The organism is Micromonospora vulcania, assembly GCF_042658605.1.
GTDB lineage: Bacteria > Actinomycetota > Actinomycetes > Mycobacteriales > Micromonosporaceae > Micromonospora > Micromonospora vulcania.
Map to the genome: position 1 here is coordinate 340,260 of NZ_JBHSQS010000004.1, position 15,787 is coordinate 356,046.

Below are 15,787 nucleotides of genomic sequence, written 5' to 3' on the forward strand. Positions count from 1 at the left end.
CGCTCAGATGCGGGACCACTTCTGGTTGGCCGCACCGTTGCAGTCCCACAGGTGCAGCTTGCCGCCGTTGTTGGGGTTGACGTCCCGTACGTCGACGCACCGGTTCGAGCTGAGGTTGACCAGGTCGCCGGCGCCGTTGAGGGTGAACCGCTGGGCCGGATTGCCGTTGCAGGAGACCAGGTTGACCTCGGTGCCGTTGGCGGTGCCGGCCCAGGCCGGGTCCATGCACTTGCCCATCGCGCGGACGGTCCCGTCCGAGGCGAAGGTCCAGGCCTGCGCGGCGCTGGTGTTGCAGTCCCAGATCTGCAGCTTGGCGCCCTCGACCGGGTTGGCTCCGGGGATGTCGATGCAGCGTCCGCTCTGCGCTCCCCTGATCCGGCTCGTGCCGGCCGGCGGCTCGCCACCCCCGCCGGAGGTGTAGCTGGACACCCGGACGTAGTCGACGAGCATCTGCTGCGGGAACTGGGTGGAGCCGTCCGGGTAGCCGGGCCAGTTACCGCCGACCGCCACGTTGAGAATCATGAAGAAGGGGTGGTCGAACACCCACCGGTTGCCGCCGAGCCGAGCCGGGTCGACCCGGTGGTACTGCACCCCGTCCAGGTACCAGGTGATCACGTTCGGCTCCCAGTCCACCCGGTAGGTGTGGAAGCCGTCGGCGAGCGGCCCGCCCAGGCTGCGACTGCCGGTGATGCCGCCGGAGCCGGAGTAGCCGGGACCGTGCACCGTGCCGTAGACGGTGTTGGGCTCGCGGCCGATGTTCTCCATGATGTCGATCTCGCCGGCGTCGGGCCATCCGCCGCCGGTGCCGAGCATCCAGAACGCCGGCCAGATGCCCTGCCCGCGCGGGATCTTGATGCGGGACTCGAACCGGCCGTACGTCTGGCTGAAGGTGGCGGCCGTCAGCAACCGCGCCGAGGTGTACTCGCAGCGCCCGTAGTGGCACTGGTAGTTGGCGGGGTTGTCCCGGCGCGCGGTGATGACCAGGTTGCCCTGACCGTCGTGCACGGCGTTGCTCGTGCTGTTGGTGTAGTACTGCCGCTCGTTGTTGCCCCAGCCGCCACCGCCGATGTCGAACCGCCACTTGCTCTGGTCGACGGCCGCGCCAGCGGGGGCGTTGAACTCGTCCTGCCAGCTGATCGGCCCGATGGCGGCCTCGGCCCGGTCGGGCTGCGTGGGGAGGACGAGTGCCGCGGCGGTGGCGATGAGCGTGACCGCCGCGAGGACGAGTGGTCGGATGCGGGGTGCGGGGCGGGCTGTGAACACGGGAGGCTCCTCAGCGGTGGGGTGGCGGAGGCTGTGCGCCGGAGATCAAGGAGAGCGCTCTCTTAAACGAAGGATGTCGATATTTGACGTTTCTGTCAAGAGTGTTTCCAATGCGACGACACGCCGTCAGCGCCTGATCTCGTCGGATCGTCGCGGCACTGACCAGTGCGTACGCCATTCAGCGAGCCTCCCGCTACCCTCCGCCGTCCTCGGGCAGGCTCACTCCCGGTACACCCACACGTCCTGAGGCGGTAGTCCATGCGTAAGTGGTTGCCCCTGGTGGCGATCTCGCTCAGTACCTTCATGCTGCTGGTCGACCTGACCATCGTCACCGTCGCGATGCCGGCACTGGCCAGCGGTCTGCACTCCTCGTTCGCCGCGCTGCAGTGGACGATCGACATCTACGTGCTGGTCCTGGCAGCCCTCCTGCTGGCGGCCGGATCGGTGTCGGACCTGCTCGGCCGCCGCCGGGTGTTCCTCGCCGGCCTGGTCCTCTTCGCCATCGCCTCGCTGGGCTGCGGGTTGGCGACCGACCCCGGCGTGCTGATCGCCGCCCGGGGGGTTCAGGGCGTCGGCGCCGCCGCCATGTACGCCACCAACGCGGCCCTGCTCGGCATCACGTACACCGGTCGGGACCGGGCCCTGGCGTTCGGCGTCTGGGGCGCGGTCAACGGCGCCGCCGCCGCGGCCGGGCCGATCCTCGGCGGCGTGCTCACCGAGCACGTCGGCTGGCGGGCGATCTTCCTGGTCAACATCCCGTTCGCCGTACTCGCCGTACTGATCGCCGTACGGTCGATCGTGGAGTCCCGCAACCCGGGCGGCGGCCGGGTGGACCTGCCCGGTGCCGGCCTCTTCACCCTCGCCGTGTCGCTGCTCGTCTACGGCCTCATCCGGACCGGGGAACACGGCTGGACGGACCGGGGTACGGTCGCCGCCTTCGTCGTCAGCGCCGTGGCACTGGCGTTCTTCCTGCTGGTGGAGTCGCGCCGGGTTGACCCGATGATCGACCTGAGGTTGTTCCGGCGGCCGTCGTTCACCGCCCTGATGGTGGGCGGGGCGGTACTCACCGCGTCCGCGTTCGCGAATCTGATGTTCGTCTCGTTGTGGGCGCAGTCCGTGCTCGGCCTGGAGCCGGTGGCCGCCGGACTCGTGCTGACCCCGCTGGCCGCTGTCTCGTTCGTCGTCGCCGGCGTCGGTGGGCGGCTGCTGCACCGGGTCGCGCCGCAGTACTCGATCGGCGTCGGGCTGCTGCTGGTCGGGGTCGGGACGCTGCTCTGCATGCTGGTCGGCCCGGGTTCCACCTGGACCGCGCTGATCCCGGGACTCAGCGTCACCGGTATCGGGGTGGGGCTGGCCTCCCCGGTGCTCGCCTCGGCGGCGTTGACCGCCGCGCCGGCCGAGCGCGCCGGCATGGCCAACGGTGCGATGAACACCTTCCGCCAGCTCGGGTTCGCCGTCGCCGTACCGGTCTTCGCCAGCGTGGCCGCCGGGCGGGCCCGCTCGGTGCTCGCCGACAGCGGACTGTTCGACGATCCGGGCAGGGCGGCCATCGGGCTCACCGGCGGCTCCGCGCAAGGCCTGCTCGCGCAGGCCCCGGAGCCGGTACGGGCGGCCGTGCAGCACGCCCTGCGCGCCGCGTACGCCAGCGGGTTGGACCGGATCTTCCTCTTCAGCGGGATCGTCGCGCTGGCCGCTGGCGCGGCCGTGCTGCTGCTGGTACGCGCGCCGGCCCGCCCCGAACCGGAGCGGAGCGGGCGACCCGTCGCGGTTTCCGCACCGGGTGCCTGAGCCGGGCCGCGCTCGTACTCCGATGGAGGTCGAATCGATCCTTCCTATTGCCGTGGGGCGTCCACGGGGGACAGGATGACGAGGCTCGCCGGAAACGTCCCCGTAACCTGCGCGCTGCTGGTCTCTGTCACAAGGAAGTGGGAGTCAGTCATGAGCGACGTGTCGACGGCGCTGGGTGTGCGCCTCTACCCGGACCTGGTCGAGCGGGGTGGTCTGGCTCCCGCGCTCATCGAGACCGCGGCCCGGCATCAGCTCGACCTCGGCCGGGTGACCGCCCCCGAGCAGGGACGCGCCCGGTTCACCTGCGCCGAGCTGCACTCCGACCGCGGCGTCGTCTGCGTCGGGCTGGGCTCCCAGGCCCGCTACTTCATGATCGACCTGCGGGTCTCGGACGAGGTCCAGGCGCGGGGCGACGCGATGGATCTTCTTCAGGTGGCCCAACTGGCCGCCGCTTGGCGGGCCGGGCTGACGATCGCCGAGCTGACCGCCCGGTTCTCGTTCATGGAGGAGATCAAGCACCGCCCGGCACCGGTCGCCCAGCTCGGATAGCCCGCCGCCCGCCGCCCGCCGCCCGCTGCCCGCCGCGAGCGTCGCAAGATCGTGCTCGATCCTGGATGTAGTGGTGTTCGGACCGCAGAAGGCCACTAAATCCAGGAAATAGCGCGGCGGCGCGCGGCCCGCGCGCGGCGGAGCGCGTGGCGCGGCCCGCGCGCCGTCAGCAGCGCAGCCGGGGTGGCAGCGGTGATTCGGTGCCGGCGTCGCGGTTCAGGTAGGTCGCCTCGGTGAAGGCGAGAAAGCGTTCCGCGTCGGCCGCGTTGGAGGCGAGACCGAACGAGACGCGGACCGCGCCGCCGGTCGGCAGTCGCAGCGCATTGAGGTACTGGTCGATCGTGTCCACCCCGCTCAGCAGTCGTCGGCGCAGCAGGCCCCGGGTGATCCCGAACGCGCCCTCGCCCGCGCCCGGGTTGCAGAAGCAGCCGGTCCGCAGGGAGAAACCGGCCGCCGCGGACTCCCGCGCGACGAGCCGCTCGTCGACCAGGGCGCCGTCGGGATGGCGGAGGTTGAACGTGACCGTGCCGCCCCGCCCCTCGCCCGTCGCCGGCCCGTACACCTCGACCAGGGGTTGGCCGGTGCGGTGCCGCAGCGTGGTCAGCCGGCCGAGCAGCCACTCGGTGAGCAGGCCGACCCGGGTGTGCACGAGGTCCACGCCGATCGCGTCGAGCCAGCGCAGCCCGAACTCGACGTCCGGGATGCTCAGGAAGTTGAGCGTGCCGTCCTCGAACGCCGACTCGTCGTCCATCGGCCGGTGCCAGTCGCCCTGAACGCTGACCGCGCGGATCGTGCCGCCGGAGAACCACGGCCGGCGCAGTCGGGCCATCGCGTCCCGGCGTGCCAGCAGCGCGCCGACGCCGGTGGGGTAGCCGAAGAGCTTGTACCAGCTCAGACAGACGAATTCGGGTCGTACGACACTGAGGTCCAGCCGGTTAGTCGGAGTGAACGCAGCGGCGTCGAGCAGCACGTCGTACCCGTGTCGGTGGGCCAACTCCACCCAGCTCAACGGGTGCTGTACGCCGGAGAAGTTGCTCTGCGCCGGGTACGCGAACAGCCCCCGCCCGCCGGACCGACCCCACCGCCCGGCCAACCCGGCCCGGCCGGCTGCCAGCACGGTCACCAGGTCCGACTCGGCGACCCGCAGTTCCGGCCCGGTCAGCGGCACGTAACGCACGCGTGCGCCGCCGGCCCGTGCGTACTCACGGATGCCGTTGACCGAGTTGTGGTTGTCCCAGGTCAACACGAAGGGCGCGGCACGGCCGAAGTCGTACGCCTCGCCGACCACCCGGCAGGCGCCGCTCGCGTTCGGGGTGAAGATGACCGCGTACTCGGCCGGGTCCGCACGGAAGAAGTCGAGCACCGTGCGTCGGGCCGACTCCACCAGCGAACCGGCCGCCAGAGAGGTCGGGTTCTCCGAGTGCGGGTTGCTGTAGAGGCCGGCGAGCAGCCGATCGTGGTGGGCGGTCACCTGGGCCCGCGCGGCCACGCCGGCTCCGGCGTAGTCGAGGTAGACCTGGCCGTCCTGGTCGAGGTGCCGGTACTCGGTGGCGCGCAGTTCGTCGATCCGGGCGGTGTCGGCGTACCCCGGCAGCGCCGCCAGGGCGGTGCCGGGGCCCGGCTCAGGCCGCACGGCGCGACTCCCGACGCACCAGCACCGCCCAGGTCGCACCGAGGAAGAGCAGCACGAAACCGCCGAGCACCAACCAGTTCACCCACACCGGCCGGGAGAAACTGTCGCCGTACGTGGCCAGCAGCGGCGGACCGAGCGGTGATCCACCGTCGCGCCAGAGCCGTTCCACCCCGGCGGTGTGCCCCAGTCCCTCGAACGCCCACCGGTTCGACATCGCGTAACTGAGCCACTGGCCGCCGACCGCCATGGCCGGCACCGGCAGGATCGCGCCGACGAACAGCACCTGCGGGAAGCAGAGCATCGGCAGCATCAGGGTCGCCTGGGCCGCGTCCGAGACGGCCGCCGAGCAGAGCAGGCCGAGGGCGAGCGCGGCAGCCGAGGAGAGCAGCAGCGTCGCGTAGAGGGCGGCGAAATCATCGCCGCCAACCGCCGGTAGGCGGTCGATCCCGCGCAGCACCCCGAGCAGGGCCAGGTCCACCAGGGCCAGCAGCGGCAGCAGCACCGCGACCTTCGCCAACAGGTACGGCACCAGCCGGACACCCGCCAGCCGCTCCCGGTGCAGGATCGGCAGCTCGGTGCAGATCTGGAGCAGGCCGTAGGTGAGCCCGAAGAAGAAGCCGCCGAACGCGATCCAGAACAGGATCATCACGGTCACGTTCGGGCTCGGTCGTGTCGGGTCGAACGCGCCGGGGCGGAACAGCAGTGCGAACATGCCGAGCACCATCAGCGGTGAGCCGAGCAGGATGGCCAGGGTCAACCGGTTCCGGGCGACGATCTCCGCGTTGCGTGCGGTGAGGACCGTCCACTGGCGCAGTCGGCCGACCGGCCGGTGCTCCGGCGTCGGGGCGTCCGGTGCGCCGGCGCGGGGCGGCGGTTCAACATCGCGGTACGCCGCGAAGCGGTCGGGCCAGACGGCCTGGTCCGTCTCCTCGTCGAGGCGCAGGTGCACCTCCGCCAGGGACCGAAGGCCGAAGAACTCTCGGGCGTCGGTCGGCGTACCGGCGAACGCCAACCGGCCCTCGCGGGTCAGCACGACGACCCGGTCGCAGCGGTCCACGTCGGTGATCTGGTGAGTGGTGAGCACCACTGTGGTCCCCGCTTCGGCGAGCGTGCGCAGCACCCGGAGCAGGTCGACGGCGATCGCCGGGTCCAGCCCGGAGGTCGGCTCGTCCAGGAAGAACACCCCCGGGCGGGTGAGCAGTTCGACGGCGATGCTGGCGCGCTTGCGCTCACCGCCACTGAGTCGACCCACCGGCACGGCGGCCCGCTCGGTCAGCCGCAGTTCGGCGAGCACCTCGGCCACCCTCCGGGTGACGTCGGCCGGCCCGGTCCCCGGGGGCAGGCGGAGCTGGGCGGCGTACCGCAGCGTGCGTTCCAGCGGCAGCTCACGATGGATGATGTCGTCCTGCGGGACGAGACCGATCACTCCGACCTCGGCGGTGCCGTCGTACGCCACCGTTCCCGTCGCCGGTCGGCGTACCCCGGCCAGCGTCTCCAGCAGGGTCGTCTTGCCGGCGCCGCTCGCCCCGATGATGGCGACCACCTCGCCCGGCCGGATGGTCAGCGAGATGTCGTCCAGGATCCGGCGACCATTGTGGATGGTGCGGCTCAGGCCGCTGGCCACGATGCCGACGCCGGTACGCGGGGGAGAGGTGGTCTGCTCGGTCGTCATGTCGGGTGCCCGATCCGGTCGGTGGGTGGTCCACCTGAATATCGTGCATCGGCGATGCCACGTCTCCCGGGGGGTGGCTACCGATCGACCGGTGTGGCCGGTGTCGTGCCGCGCGCCTGCGCCGGCACCTGGAGGAGGTCCAGGCTGTTGCGCCACAGCGTCTCCAGTTGGGCCGGGTCGTTGAGCAGCTTCGCGAGCAGGACCCGCCCCTCGATCTGGGCGACGATGGACCGGGCGGCCTCCCGGGTGTCGACCGACGGGCCGGCCAGGCCGCTCTCCTTCGCCTCGATGACCACCCGCTCGATGAGGTCGATCTGCTCCTCGAAGATCTCCTGGAGCCGACGGCGGATCTCCTCGACCTGGTTGCTGAGTTCGAGGGCGAGGTTGCCGAAGAGGCAGCCGACGACCAGACCGGCCTGCTGCTGGCCGGCGCGCTGAACCTCGGTGGTGGCCTCGAACAGGTCCCGTAGCCGCCGCAACGGGTCGTGCGTACTGCCGAGCACCTGCTCCCACTGGCGGCGCTGAGTCACCCAGTGCTCGTCGATCACCGTGCGGGCGAGTGCCTGCTTGGACTCGAAGAAGTAGTAGAAGCTGCCCTTCGGCACGCCCGCCGTCGCGCAGATCTCGGCCACTCCCAGCGCCGAGTAGCCGCGCTGCTCGAGCAGTGCGGCGGCCGCGTCGAGGATCTTGTTCCGCGCGTCACTCGTCCGTCCCATGCTTTGACGATACACGACCGGTCGGCTAGCTTTTTGTCGACCAGTCGTCTACTGGTTCTCCGGCCGAGCCGTCCAGGCTCGACCACCAGGGCTTCGGCCAGTCAGGAAGTGGTTCTCATGGGCACCAGCCAGGGACAGAAGGTCGCCGTGATCACCGGTGCCTCGCAGGGTATCGGCGGCGACCTCGTGGAGGCGTACCGCAAGCTCGGTTACGGCGTCGTGGCCACCTCGCGCTCGATCGGCGCGGCCGACGACCCGGAGATCGTCACCGTCCGGGGCGACATCTCCGACGCCGACACGGCGGAACGGGTGGTTCGTGCGGCCCTTGACCGTTTCGGGCGTATCGACAGCCTGGTGAACAACGCGGGCGTCTTCGTCGCCAAGCCGTTCACCGACTACACCGACGAGGACTTCGCCCTGCTCACCGCGGTCAACCTCAACGGGTTCTTCCAGCTCACCCAGCGTGTGCTGCCACACCTGCTGGCCGTCGGCGGGGGCCACATCGTCACCATCACGACCAGCCTCGTGGACCAGCCCAGCTCGCACGTCCCGTCCGTACTCGCCTCGCTGACCAAGGGCGGCCTCAGCTCCGCGACCAAGTCCCTCGCCATCGAGTACGCGGGCCGGGGCGTCCGGGTGAACGCCGTGGCGCCCGGCATCATCAAGACCCCGATGCACCCGGTCGAGACGCACGCGGCGCTCGCGGGCCTGCACCCGGTCGGCCGGATCGGCGAGACCAGCGACGTGGTCAACGCGGTCGTCTACCTCGAATCCGCGCCCTTCGTCACTGGCGAGATCCTGCACGTCGACGGCGGTCAGAACGCCGGTCGCTGACCCCAGCCCAATTCGTACCGAAGGAGCAGACGATGCCGATCGTCACCATCCAGATCACCCGCGAGGGCAGCACGCCCGACGCGTCCGCAGCGACGGCGCAGGAGAAGGCGGCCCTCATCAAGGGTGTCAGCGAACTGCTGCGTGACGTCCTGAACAAGCCGCTCACGTCGACCTTCGTGGTGATCGACGAGGTGGAGACCGAGAACTGGGGCCGTGGCGGTCTCCCGGTCGAGCAGTTCCGTCTACAGCAGAGCGCCCAGGCGCCGGAGTAGGCCCAGGTCGTCGGCCGGTGCGGCCGGGCCGCCGCACCGGCGAACGCCGAGGGGCGGCTCGGCCAGCGCTGTCGATCAACTCGTGCGACTGTTGACCGGTGATCAACACGGGGTTGGTCACCATGAGGAGGACTGTTTCGTGGATCTGCCTGACAACCTGCTCGCGTTGCTGCGCGAGCCGAGCACCTGCTACGTGACGACGCTGATGCCGGACGGCTCGCCGCAGCTCACCCAGACCTGGGTGGACACCGACGGCACGAACATCTTGATCAACACGGTGGAGACCCACCAGAAGACGCGCAACGTCCGGCGGGACCCGCGGGTTGCGGTGGCGATCTCGGACCCGCAGAAGCCCGGCGCGTACCACGAGGTGCGCGGACGGGTGGTGCGCGTCAGCACCGAGGGCGCCGCCGAGCACATCGACCAGTTGTCGCAGCGCTACCTCGGTGGGCCGTACCCGTGGTTCGGTGGCCGCGACCAGGTGCGGATCATCCTCACCATCGAGGCCGACCGGGTGCATTCGATGGGCTGAGCGGCCGGCCGTCGGCATCCGCCTTCGACGACGCCGCGACCTCGGTGAAGAACTGCCGCAGGGTGTCGGCGACCAGGGTGGGTGCCGTCATGGTCGCGAAGTGCGACTGGCCCGGCCAGACGACGTGCCGTACGCCGGGAATCGCTCGCGCGAGCGCGTTCATCGTGGTCGGCATCGGCTCCCACGTGTCGGCACCGGCCAGCAGGAGGGTCGGCACGGTGATCGAGGACCACCGGGTGAGGTCGGTGCTGTCCCCGGCGAGCGCCTCGAGATCGTGCAGCCAGCCGATCGCCGAGCGCCGCGCCTCGACCGGGTCGGGCTCACGGTCGCCGGCCGCGGCCGCGAATGCCGCGACGATCTCGGCCGGAACCCGGGTCACGTCGTTCAACGCCGCTGCCATCGCGGGAGCGTCGTCCCGCTCGAAGGCGGAACGGTAGCGGTCGAGCAGCGGTGCGATCTCGGCCCCGGCCGCGAAGAGCGGGGGCTCGAAGATGGCCAGCGAGCGCACCGCGCGCGGATCCGTCGAGGCGGTGTGCAGCGCCAGGGTCGCTCCGTAGGAGGCACCGACGAGATGGACGGGCCGACCCGAGAATCGTTGCGCCGCCTCGATGACAGCGATCAGGTCGGCGGTCTCGGCGGTGAACGAATTGTCGCCGGGTGGGACGTCGCTGGGGCCGTAGCCACGCCTGGCCGGCATCCACACCTCGTGGTCGTGGGCGAGCCGTTCCGCGACGGTGGCCCAGGAGTGCAGCCCACCGCCCGAGCCGTGTACGAGGACGACCGGGTCACCGGCACCCGTCCGGCGGACCACCAGGCGGGTGCCGTCGGCCGAGGTGACGTGTTGATCGTGGCTGCTCATCGTCGCTCCAGGATGCCGGTGGACCAGTTGCTCAAGGTGGTGTGCAGCGCGTCGCGGATGGTGTGCCACGACGCGTCGACGTCACGGGGGTGCCCGAACCCGTCGACGGTCTCCAGGCTCGCGAAACCGTGCAGGGTGCTGCGGACGAAACGCATCGCGTCGGTCAGGCCCGGTTCGTCGAGCCCGTAGCCGCGCAGCATCGCGTAGCTGAGCTCGATCAGGCGCAGATGGCCCGCCGAGCTCGTGCCGATCTCGGGCGGCAGCGGCAGCTGGGTCGCGGCGTACTGCCCCGGATGCGCGACGGCGAACGCGCGCCAGGCGTCGGCGAACCCGACGAGGGCCTGCCTGCCGGACCGGCCGGCCACGGCGAGCGCCAACTCGTCGGCGAACGCGGCCGCCGCCCGAACCGCGACCTGCTCGATCAACGCGGCGCGGCTGCGCACGTGCACGTAGAGGGCGGCGTCCGAGACCCCGAAGTGCCGGGCGACCGCCGCGACGGTCAATCGCGGCAACCCGACGGTGTCCGCCAGCTCGGCCGCGGCGGCCGAGACTCGCGCGCTGGTCAGACCCTGCCGTGGCATGGCCATCCTTTGGATAACTAGGAAACAACTTAGGTGCCCTAAGATAGCACCGTCGGTCGGCCGCTGACATGAACGACCCGGGCGGGGGAAGAACGGCTGCTCCGCCGCAGGAGGGGAGTCGGGATGCGAGCCGTCGTCTACGCGGACGTTCGGACCGTCGCGGTCCGGGAGGTGCCGGACGCGACGCTGGAGGCGGAGACCGACGCGCTCGTGCGGATCACCTCCACCGCACTGTGCGGCACCGACCTGCACATGTACGACGGCCGGACCGGAGCCGACCCCGGCCTGGTGCTCGGCCACGAACCGTTGGGCGTCGTGCAGCAGGTGGGCAGCGCGGTGCAGACCGTCCGACCCGGCACCCGGGTGGTGATCCCCACGCACCTGTTCTGCGGGACCTGCGTGATGTGCGCCCGAGGGCTCTCCGCGGCCTGCCTGCGGGCTCGGGCCGAAGGGCCGGGCGCGGCGTACGGCTACGCCGGGATGGGCCCGTACCGGGGTGCCCAGGCGGATCTGCTGCGCGTGCCGTGGGCCGACGCGAACTGCGTACCCGTGCCGGGCGAGCCGGGCGACGCGTACGAGGACGACTTCGTGCTGCTCGCCGACGCGTTCGTCACCGGTTGGCACGCCGCCGCCACCCTCGCCCAGGTGCAGGCCGGTGACACGGTGGCCGTGTTCGGCGCCGGCACCATCGGCCTGCTCAGCGCCTACTCGGCGGTGCTCCGGGGCGCCCGGGTGGTCTACTGCGTGGACGGCGTGGACGCCCGGCTCGACAAGGCCGGCGAGATCGGCGCGGTACCGGTCGACTTCCGCCACGGCGACCCGGTCGAGCAGATCCGCGCGGACCGCGCCCGGGCCGGGTTACCGCTCGGCGAGGAGAAGTTGGGTGGGATCGACAAGGTCATCGACGCGGTCGGGTTCCAGGCCCGGGACCGGGAGCACCCCGATCGGGAACGTCCCAACCAGGTCATCACCGACGCGGCCCGGCTGGTCAACCCCGCGGGGGCGATCGGGGTCGCCGGTGTGTACCCGGACAGGGACCTGCATCCGCGCCCCGGTGCGAGCGCCCACGAGGACCTGGTCGCGCCGTGGGGGGCCCTGTTCAGCAAGGGCGTGGCCGTGCGGTTCGGCCGTACCCACGACCGCCGCTACACGGTGCTGCTGCGTGACCTGGTCGTCGCCGGTCGGGCTCGACCGAGCATGATCGTCACCCACCACGGCACCCTCGCCGACGCTCCGGAGCTGTACCGCAGCTTCGACCGCCGCGAAGACGGGGTGATCAAGGCGGTGCTGCACCCGTAGGCGGCCGAGCCGATCCTGGCCGCGTGGTCGGTCCCTCAGAGGTTGAGCGGGACCGGGTCGGTGGCCAGCTCGGGGAACCGCTCGCGTGGTCCGGTCACCAACCGGCGGGCCGACAGGTCGAGTAGCCCGCCCACCCCGGTCAGTCGTGCCACCGGCGTGCCGTCCGCCCGGGTGTAGTCCTGCTCGATCTGGAACGTCCGGCCCGTGCCCCACACGAACTGGCACGACACGTCGACCTCGTCCCCGCCGCGCAGCTCCCGCAGGTACCTCAGGGTCACCTCCAGGGCGACCGGCCCCACGCCGGCGGCGAGGAGCCGATTCTGGGCGATGCCGGCGGCGCGCAGGCACTCCCACCGGGCGTGCTCGCCGTACTGGAGGTAGACGGCCTGGTTCAGGTGGCCCTGGGTGTCCAACTCATAGCCGCGGACGGTGATGCGTACCCGGAACGGATCTGCCATGGGCCGAGGGTAGCGAGGGGTCCGAGGCGTGGATCACATCGCCGGCGCCGGACCGTCGCGTTGTCGCCGCGTACGGCTGACGTGGGGTTTCTCGATCAATCTGTTCGATTGCGGCGAGCGGCCGGTGCGGCTACCCTGCCACCGGCCGGCAAGCGGGTCGTGCCTGGTTGTGGCTTCGGCGACAGCGGCCAGGGATCGATCCCGGCGGCTGGACGCGCTGGCCAGGGCCGGGGGAGCGGTCGTCGGCGACCGGGAGTGACCGCGGGGGCCGCCGTGACAGGCGAACACTGCGCTACATCTATATTGCCGGATTGTTACATTTTCAACAGGCCCTCGCCTTGCGGATGGCCCACCCGCCGCAATACGTTGCCGTCAACAACAAAACCGAGTGAAGGTCAAACCTTCCGGAGGCAACGATGACGTTGGCGAGGTGGTACGAGCGATGAGCAACGTGCCCATCCTCCTTGAGATGCGCTCCATCACCAAGGAGTTCCCCGGAGTCAAGGCCCTCTCCGACGTCAACCTGGTGGTTCGCGCCGGCGAGATCCATGCCATCTGCGGCGAGAACGGTGCGGGCAAGTCCACGCTGATGAAGGTTCTCAGCGGGGTCTACCCACACGGCACGTACGACGGTCAGATCGTCTACCAGGGCGCGGAGAGTCGGTTCTCCGACATCCGCGCCAGCGAGAACGCCGGGATCGTGATCATCCACCAGGAGCTCGCGCTGATCCCGGGCATGTCGATCGCCGAGAACATCTTCCTCGGCAACGAGCCGCGCAAGCGGGGCGCGATCGACTGGAAGGCCGCCAACCGGATGGCGCTGGACCTGATGGCCCGGGTCGGTCTGCAGGAGGACCCGGACACCCTGATCAAGGACATCGGGGTCGGCAAGCAGCAGCTCGTGGAGATCGCCAAGGCGTTCGCCAAGGACGTGAAGCTGCTCATCCTGGACGAGCCGACCGCGGCGCTGAACGAGGCCGACTCCCGGCACCTGCTGGACCTGCTGCGTGGCTTCCGCTCCCGCGGCATCACCTCGATCATGATCTCGCACAAGCTGAACGAGATCGAGGCGATCGCCGACCAGATCACCATCCTGCGCGACGGCAAGACGGTCGAGACCCTGGACGTCAAGGCGGACGGTGTCGACGAGGACCGGATCGTGCGGGGCATGGTCGGCCGCGAGCTGAGCAGCCGGTTCCCGGACCACACCCCGAAGATCGGTGACGTCTTCTTCGAGGTCCGGAACTGGAACGTGCGGCACCCGATCTCTGCCGACCGGCAGGTCTGCAAGAACGAGAGCTTCACGGTGCGCCGCGGCGAGATCGTCGGCTTCGCCGGCCTGATGGGCGCGGGCCGTACCGAGCTGGCGATGAGCGTGTTCGGCCGCTCCTACGGGGTGTTCGAGTCGGGCACGATCATCAAGGACGGCAAGGAGATCGTGCTGAAGTCCGTGGCGGACGCGATCCACCACGGGTTGGCGTACGTCAGCGAGGACCGCAAGGCGATCGGCCTCAACCTGCTCGACGACATCAAGTCGTCGACGGTGGCCGCCAAGCTGTCCAAGATCTCGCACCACGGCGTCCTCAGCGAGGTCGAGGAGTACCAGGCGGCCGAGGCGTACCGCAAGGAGCTGCGCACCAAGGCTCCGACGGTCGACGAGGGCGTCTCGAAGCTCTCCGGCGGTAACCAGCAGAAGGTGGTCCTGGCGAAGTGGATGTTCACCGACCCGGACCTGCTGATCCTCGACGAGCCGACGCGCGGCATCGACGTGGGTGCCAAGTACGAGATCTACGGCATCATCCAGCGGCTCGCCGACCAGGGGAAGGGCGTCGTCGTCATCTCCTCGGAGCTGCCTGAGCTGATCGGGCTCTGCGACCGCATCTACACCGTGTTCGAAGGCGCCATCACGGGCGAGATCGCCCGGGCCGACGCCACCCCGGAAACCCTCATGAAGCAGATGACCTCGACGAAGAAGATGCTGACACGATGAGCCGATTGAAGGACCTTCAGAAGAACCTGTTCGGAGGCACCACCTCCAACGCTCGCCAGTTCGGGATGATCTTCACCCTGGTGGCGATCGTCCTGATCTTCCAGATCTGGACCAATGGGCTGACGCTGCGGTCGGACAACCTGATCGCGCTGTTCCAGCAGAACTCGTACATCCTGATCCTGGCGATCGGCATGCTCATGGTGATCGTCGCCGGGCACATCGATCTCTCGGTCGGCTCCATCGCTGCCTTCTCAGGCATCCTGGTGGCCAAGGCGATGACCGAGTGGGACCTGCCCTGGCCGGTCGCCATCCTGTTCGGCCTCGCGATCGGTGCCGTCATCGGCGCCTGGCAGGGCTTCTGGGTGGCCTACATCGGGGTGCCGGCGTTCATCGTCACCCTGGCCGGCATGCTGCTCTTCCGCGGCGGCAACCAGTTCATCGGTAACGCGAGCACGATCCCGGTGCCGGAGGGCTTCCGTAAGATCGGCTCCGGGTTCCTGCCCGAGTTCGGGCCGGACACCGGCTACAACAACGCGACGTTGCTGCTGGGTCTGGCCGCCGCGGTGGCCGTGGTGTGGCGCGAGCTTCAGGCCCGCAAGACCCGTCGGGCGATGGACGCCGATCCAGCCCCGATGTGGATCTCGATCCTGCGGATGGCCGTCATGGTCGGCGTGATCGCCTTCGCGGCGCTGCGCTTCGCCAGTGGTCGCGTCGGCACCAGCTTCCCGATCTCCGGGCTCATCCTGGTGGCGCTGGTCATCGCGTACTCCTTCTACACCCGCAACACGGCTGGTGGCCGGCACATCTACGCGGTGGGTGGCAACGCCCGGGCGGCCGAGCTGTCCGGTGTGAAGCTCAAGCGGGTCAACTTCTTCGTCATGATGAACATGTCCGTCCTGGCCAGCCTGGCCGGCATGATCTTCGTGGCCCGTTCGGCGGCCTCCGGACCGCAGGACGGCAACGGCTGGGAACTGGACGCGATCGCCGCGGTCTTCATCGGCGGCGCGGCTGTCTCCGGCGGCATCGGCACCATCAGCGGCTCGATCGTCGGTGGTCTCGTCATGGCCGTGCTCAACAACGGCCTCCAGCTCCAGGGCGTGGGCACCGACAAGGTCCAGATCATCAAGGGCCTGGTCCTCCTGCTGGCCGTCGCACTCGACGTCTACAACAAGAGCCAGGGCCGCTTCTCCATCATCGGAAGCCTGACGCGACCCTTCCGCCGCGCCGACTCCGGTCCACCCGCTCCACCGCCGGACGCGGAGCGCGAGCCCGCCAAGGCAGCGGTGTCCGGCTGACGGCCACCGACTCTCCACCCCGTCTCAATCCCCAGAAAGGTAAGTC

At 70.1% G+C, this 15,787-nt stretch carries 15 protein-coding genes; 8 read left to right on the forward strand and 7 right to left on the reverse strand.

Features of this window, described 5'->3' with window-relative positions; translation table 11 throughout:
* Positions 1-3 precede the first annotated feature (3 nt).
* The gene (locus ACFQGL_RS08580) at positions 4-1,263 is read right to left on the reverse strand and encodes a family 16 glycosylhydrolase (RefSeq protein WP_377508012.1); all 1,260 of its coding nucleotides are present in this window, start codon (positions 1,261-1,263) and stop codon (positions 4-6) included.
* 258 nt (positions 1,264-1,521) lie between these two features.
* Here ACFQGL_RS08580 and ACFQGL_RS08585 point away from each other — a divergent pair, with 258 nt between their 5' ends.
* Positions 1,522-3,051, forward strand: a complete 1,530-nt coding sequence (locus ACFQGL_RS08585) for an MFS transporter (protein ID WP_377508015.1) — start codon at positions 1,522-1,524, stop codon at positions 3,049-3,051.
* Positions 3,052-3,201: 150 nt separating this feature from the next.
* Entirely contained in the window at positions 3,202-3,600 is a 399-nt protein-coding gene (locus ACFQGL_RS08590) for a hypothetical protein (protein ID WP_377508018.1), read from the forward strand.
* Positions 3,601-3,766: 166 nt separating this feature from the next.
* Here ACFQGL_RS08590 and ACFQGL_RS08595 read toward each other — a convergent pair whose 3' ends face one another.
* The 3 genes from ACFQGL_RS08595 to ACFQGL_RS08605 all read right to left on the reverse strand — a co-directional run bounded on the left by ACFQGL_RS08595 (position 3,767) and on the right by ACFQGL_RS08605 (position 7,621).
* Positions 3,767-5,233, reverse strand: coding sequence for an aminotransferase class V-fold PLP-dependent enzyme (locus tag ACFQGL_RS08595; protein ID WP_377508021.1), 1,467 nt, complete (start codon positions 5,231-5,233; stop codon positions 3,767-3,769).
* Positions 5,223-6,905 (reverse strand): ATP-binding cassette domain-containing protein, encoded by a 1,683-nt coding sequence (locus ACFQGL_RS08600; RefSeq protein ID WP_377508024.1) that lies wholly within the window; start codon positions 6,903-6,905, stop codon positions 5,223-5,225. Before ACFQGL_RS08600 ends, ACFQGL_RS08595 begins: the two co-directional genes overlap by 11 nt.
* A gap of 77 nt (positions 6,906-6,982) precedes the next feature.
* Positions 6,983-7,621, reverse strand: coding sequence for a TetR family transcriptional regulator C-terminal domain-containing protein (locus ACFQGL_RS08605; protein ID WP_377508027.1), 639 nt, complete (start codon positions 7,619-7,621; stop codon positions 6,983-6,985).
* A gap of 117 nt (positions 7,622-7,738) precedes the next feature.
* Between ACFQGL_RS08605 and ACFQGL_RS08610 the strand changes: the two genes are divergently transcribed.
* The 3 genes from ACFQGL_RS08610 (at position 7,739) to ACFQGL_RS08620 (ending at position 9,259) form a co-directional block, all read left to right on the forward strand.
* Entirely contained in the window at positions 7,739-8,455 is a 717-nt protein-coding gene (locus ACFQGL_RS08610; RefSeq protein ID WP_377508030.1) for an SDR family NAD(P)-dependent oxidoreductase, read from the forward strand.
* A gap of 32 nt (positions 8,456-8,487) precedes the next feature.
* On the forward strand, positions 8,488-8,727 hold the full coding sequence (locus ACFQGL_RS08615; protein ID WP_377508033.1) for a tautomerase family protein: 240 nt from the start codon (positions 8,488-8,490) through the stop codon (positions 8,725-8,727).
* Positions 8,728-8,866: 139 nt separating this feature from the next.
* Entirely contained in the window at positions 8,867-9,259 is a 393-nt protein-coding gene (locus ACFQGL_RS08620) for a PPOX class F420-dependent oxidoreductase (protein ID WP_377508036.1), read from the forward strand.
* On the opposite strand, the gene ACFQGL_RS08625 is transcribed toward ACFQGL_RS08620, so the two are convergent.
* A complete protein-coding gene (locus ACFQGL_RS08625) occupies positions 9,222-10,118 on the reverse strand; it encodes an alpha/beta fold hydrolase (RefSeq protein ID WP_377508039.1) in 897 nt (298 codons plus the stop codon). The genes ACFQGL_RS08620 and ACFQGL_RS08625 overlap by 38 nt on opposite strands.
* Positions 10,115-10,699 (reverse strand): TetR/AcrR family transcriptional regulator, encoded by a 585-nt coding sequence (locus ACFQGL_RS08630; protein WP_377508042.1) that lies wholly within the window; start codon positions 10,697-10,699, stop codon positions 10,115-10,117. Before ACFQGL_RS08630 ends, ACFQGL_RS08625 begins: the two co-directional genes overlap by 4 nt.
* Before the next feature lie 123 nt (positions 10,700-10,822).
* Here ACFQGL_RS08630 and ACFQGL_RS08635 point away from each other — a divergent pair, with 123 nt between their 5' ends.
* Positions 10,823-11,998 (forward strand): glutathione-independent formaldehyde dehydrogenase, encoded by a 1,176-nt coding sequence (locus tag ACFQGL_RS08635; protein ID WP_377508045.1) that lies wholly within the window; start codon positions 10,823-10,825, stop codon positions 11,996-11,998.
* A 35-nt stretch (positions 11,999-12,033) separates the two neighbouring features.
* Here the strand turns inward: ACFQGL_RS08635 and ACFQGL_RS08640 are convergent, their stop codons facing one another.
* Positions 12,034-12,456, reverse strand: coding sequence for an acyl-CoA thioesterase (locus ACFQGL_RS08640; protein ID WP_377508047.1), 423 nt, complete (start codon positions 12,454-12,456; stop codon positions 12,034-12,036).
* A 442-nt stretch (positions 12,457-12,898) separates the two neighbouring features.
* Between ACFQGL_RS08640 and mmsA the strand changes: the two genes are divergently transcribed.
* Both mmsA and mmsB read left to right on the forward strand, forming a co-directional pair.
* Positions 12,899-14,446 (forward strand): multiple monosaccharide ABC transporter ATP-binding protein, encoded by a 1,548-nt coding sequence (gene mmsA / locus ACFQGL_RS08645; RefSeq protein ID WP_377508050.1) that lies wholly within the window; start codon positions 12,899-12,901, stop codon positions 14,444-14,446.
* Positions 14,443-15,741 (forward strand): multiple monosaccharide ABC transporter permease, encoded by a 1,299-nt coding sequence (gene mmsB / locus ACFQGL_RS08650; protein ID WP_377508053.1) that lies wholly within the window; start codon positions 14,443-14,445, stop codon positions 15,739-15,741. The genes mmsA and mmsB overlap by 4 nt, the downstream gene beginning before the upstream one ends.
* The last annotated feature ends 46 nt before the right edge of the window (positions 15,742-15,787 follow it).

Bases quoted from the DNA above. Each gene is read 5' to 3' on its own strand.
- ACFQGL_RS08635 (WP_377508045.1), top strand. From the start codon at position 10,823: ATGCGAGCCGTCGTCTACGCGGACGTTCGGACCGTCGCGGTCCGGGAG.
- ACFQGL_RS08590 (WP_377508018.1), top strand. From the start codon at position 3,202: ATGAGCGACGTGTCGACGGCGCTGGGTGTGCGCCTCTACCCGGACCTG.
- ACFQGL_RS08600 (WP_377508024.1), bottom strand. From the start codon at position 6,905: ATGACGACCGAGCAGACCACCTCTCCCCCGCGTACCGGCGTCGGCATC.
- ACFQGL_RS08585 (WP_377508015.1), top strand. From the start codon at position 1,522: ATGCGTAAGTGGTTGCCCCTGGTGGCGATCTCGCTCAGTACCTTCATG.
- ACFQGL_RS08630 (WP_377508042.1), bottom strand. From the start codon at position 10,699: ATGCCACGGCAGGGTCTGACCAGCGCGCGAGTCTCGGCCGCCGCGGCC.
- ACFQGL_RS08625 (WP_377508039.1), bottom strand. From the start codon at position 10,118: ATGAGCAGCCACGATCAACACGTCACCTCGGCCGACGGCACCCGCCTG.
- ACFQGL_RS08615 (WP_377508033.1), top strand. From the start codon at position 8,488: ATGCCGATCGTCACCATCCAGATCACCCGCGAGGGCAGCACGCCCGAC.
- ACFQGL_RS08610 (WP_377508030.1), top strand. From the start codon at position 7,739: ATGGGCACCAGCCAGGGACAGAAGGTCGCCGTGATCACCGGTGCCTCG.
- ACFQGL_RS08640 (WP_377508047.1), bottom strand. From the start codon at position 12,456: ATGGCAGATCCGTTCCGGGTACGCATCACCGTCCGCGGCTATGAGTTG.
- mmsA (WP_377508050.1), top strand. From the start codon at position 12,899: ATGAGCAACGTGCCCATCCTCCTTGAGATGCGCTCCATCACCAAGGAG.
- mmsB (WP_377508053.1), top strand. From the start codon at position 14,443: ATGAGCCGATTGAAGGACCTTCAGAAGAACCTGTTCGGAGGCACCACC.
- ACFQGL_RS08605 (WP_377508027.1), bottom strand. From the start codon at position 7,621: ATGGGACGGACGAGTGACGCGCGGAACAAGATCCTCGACGCGGCCGCC.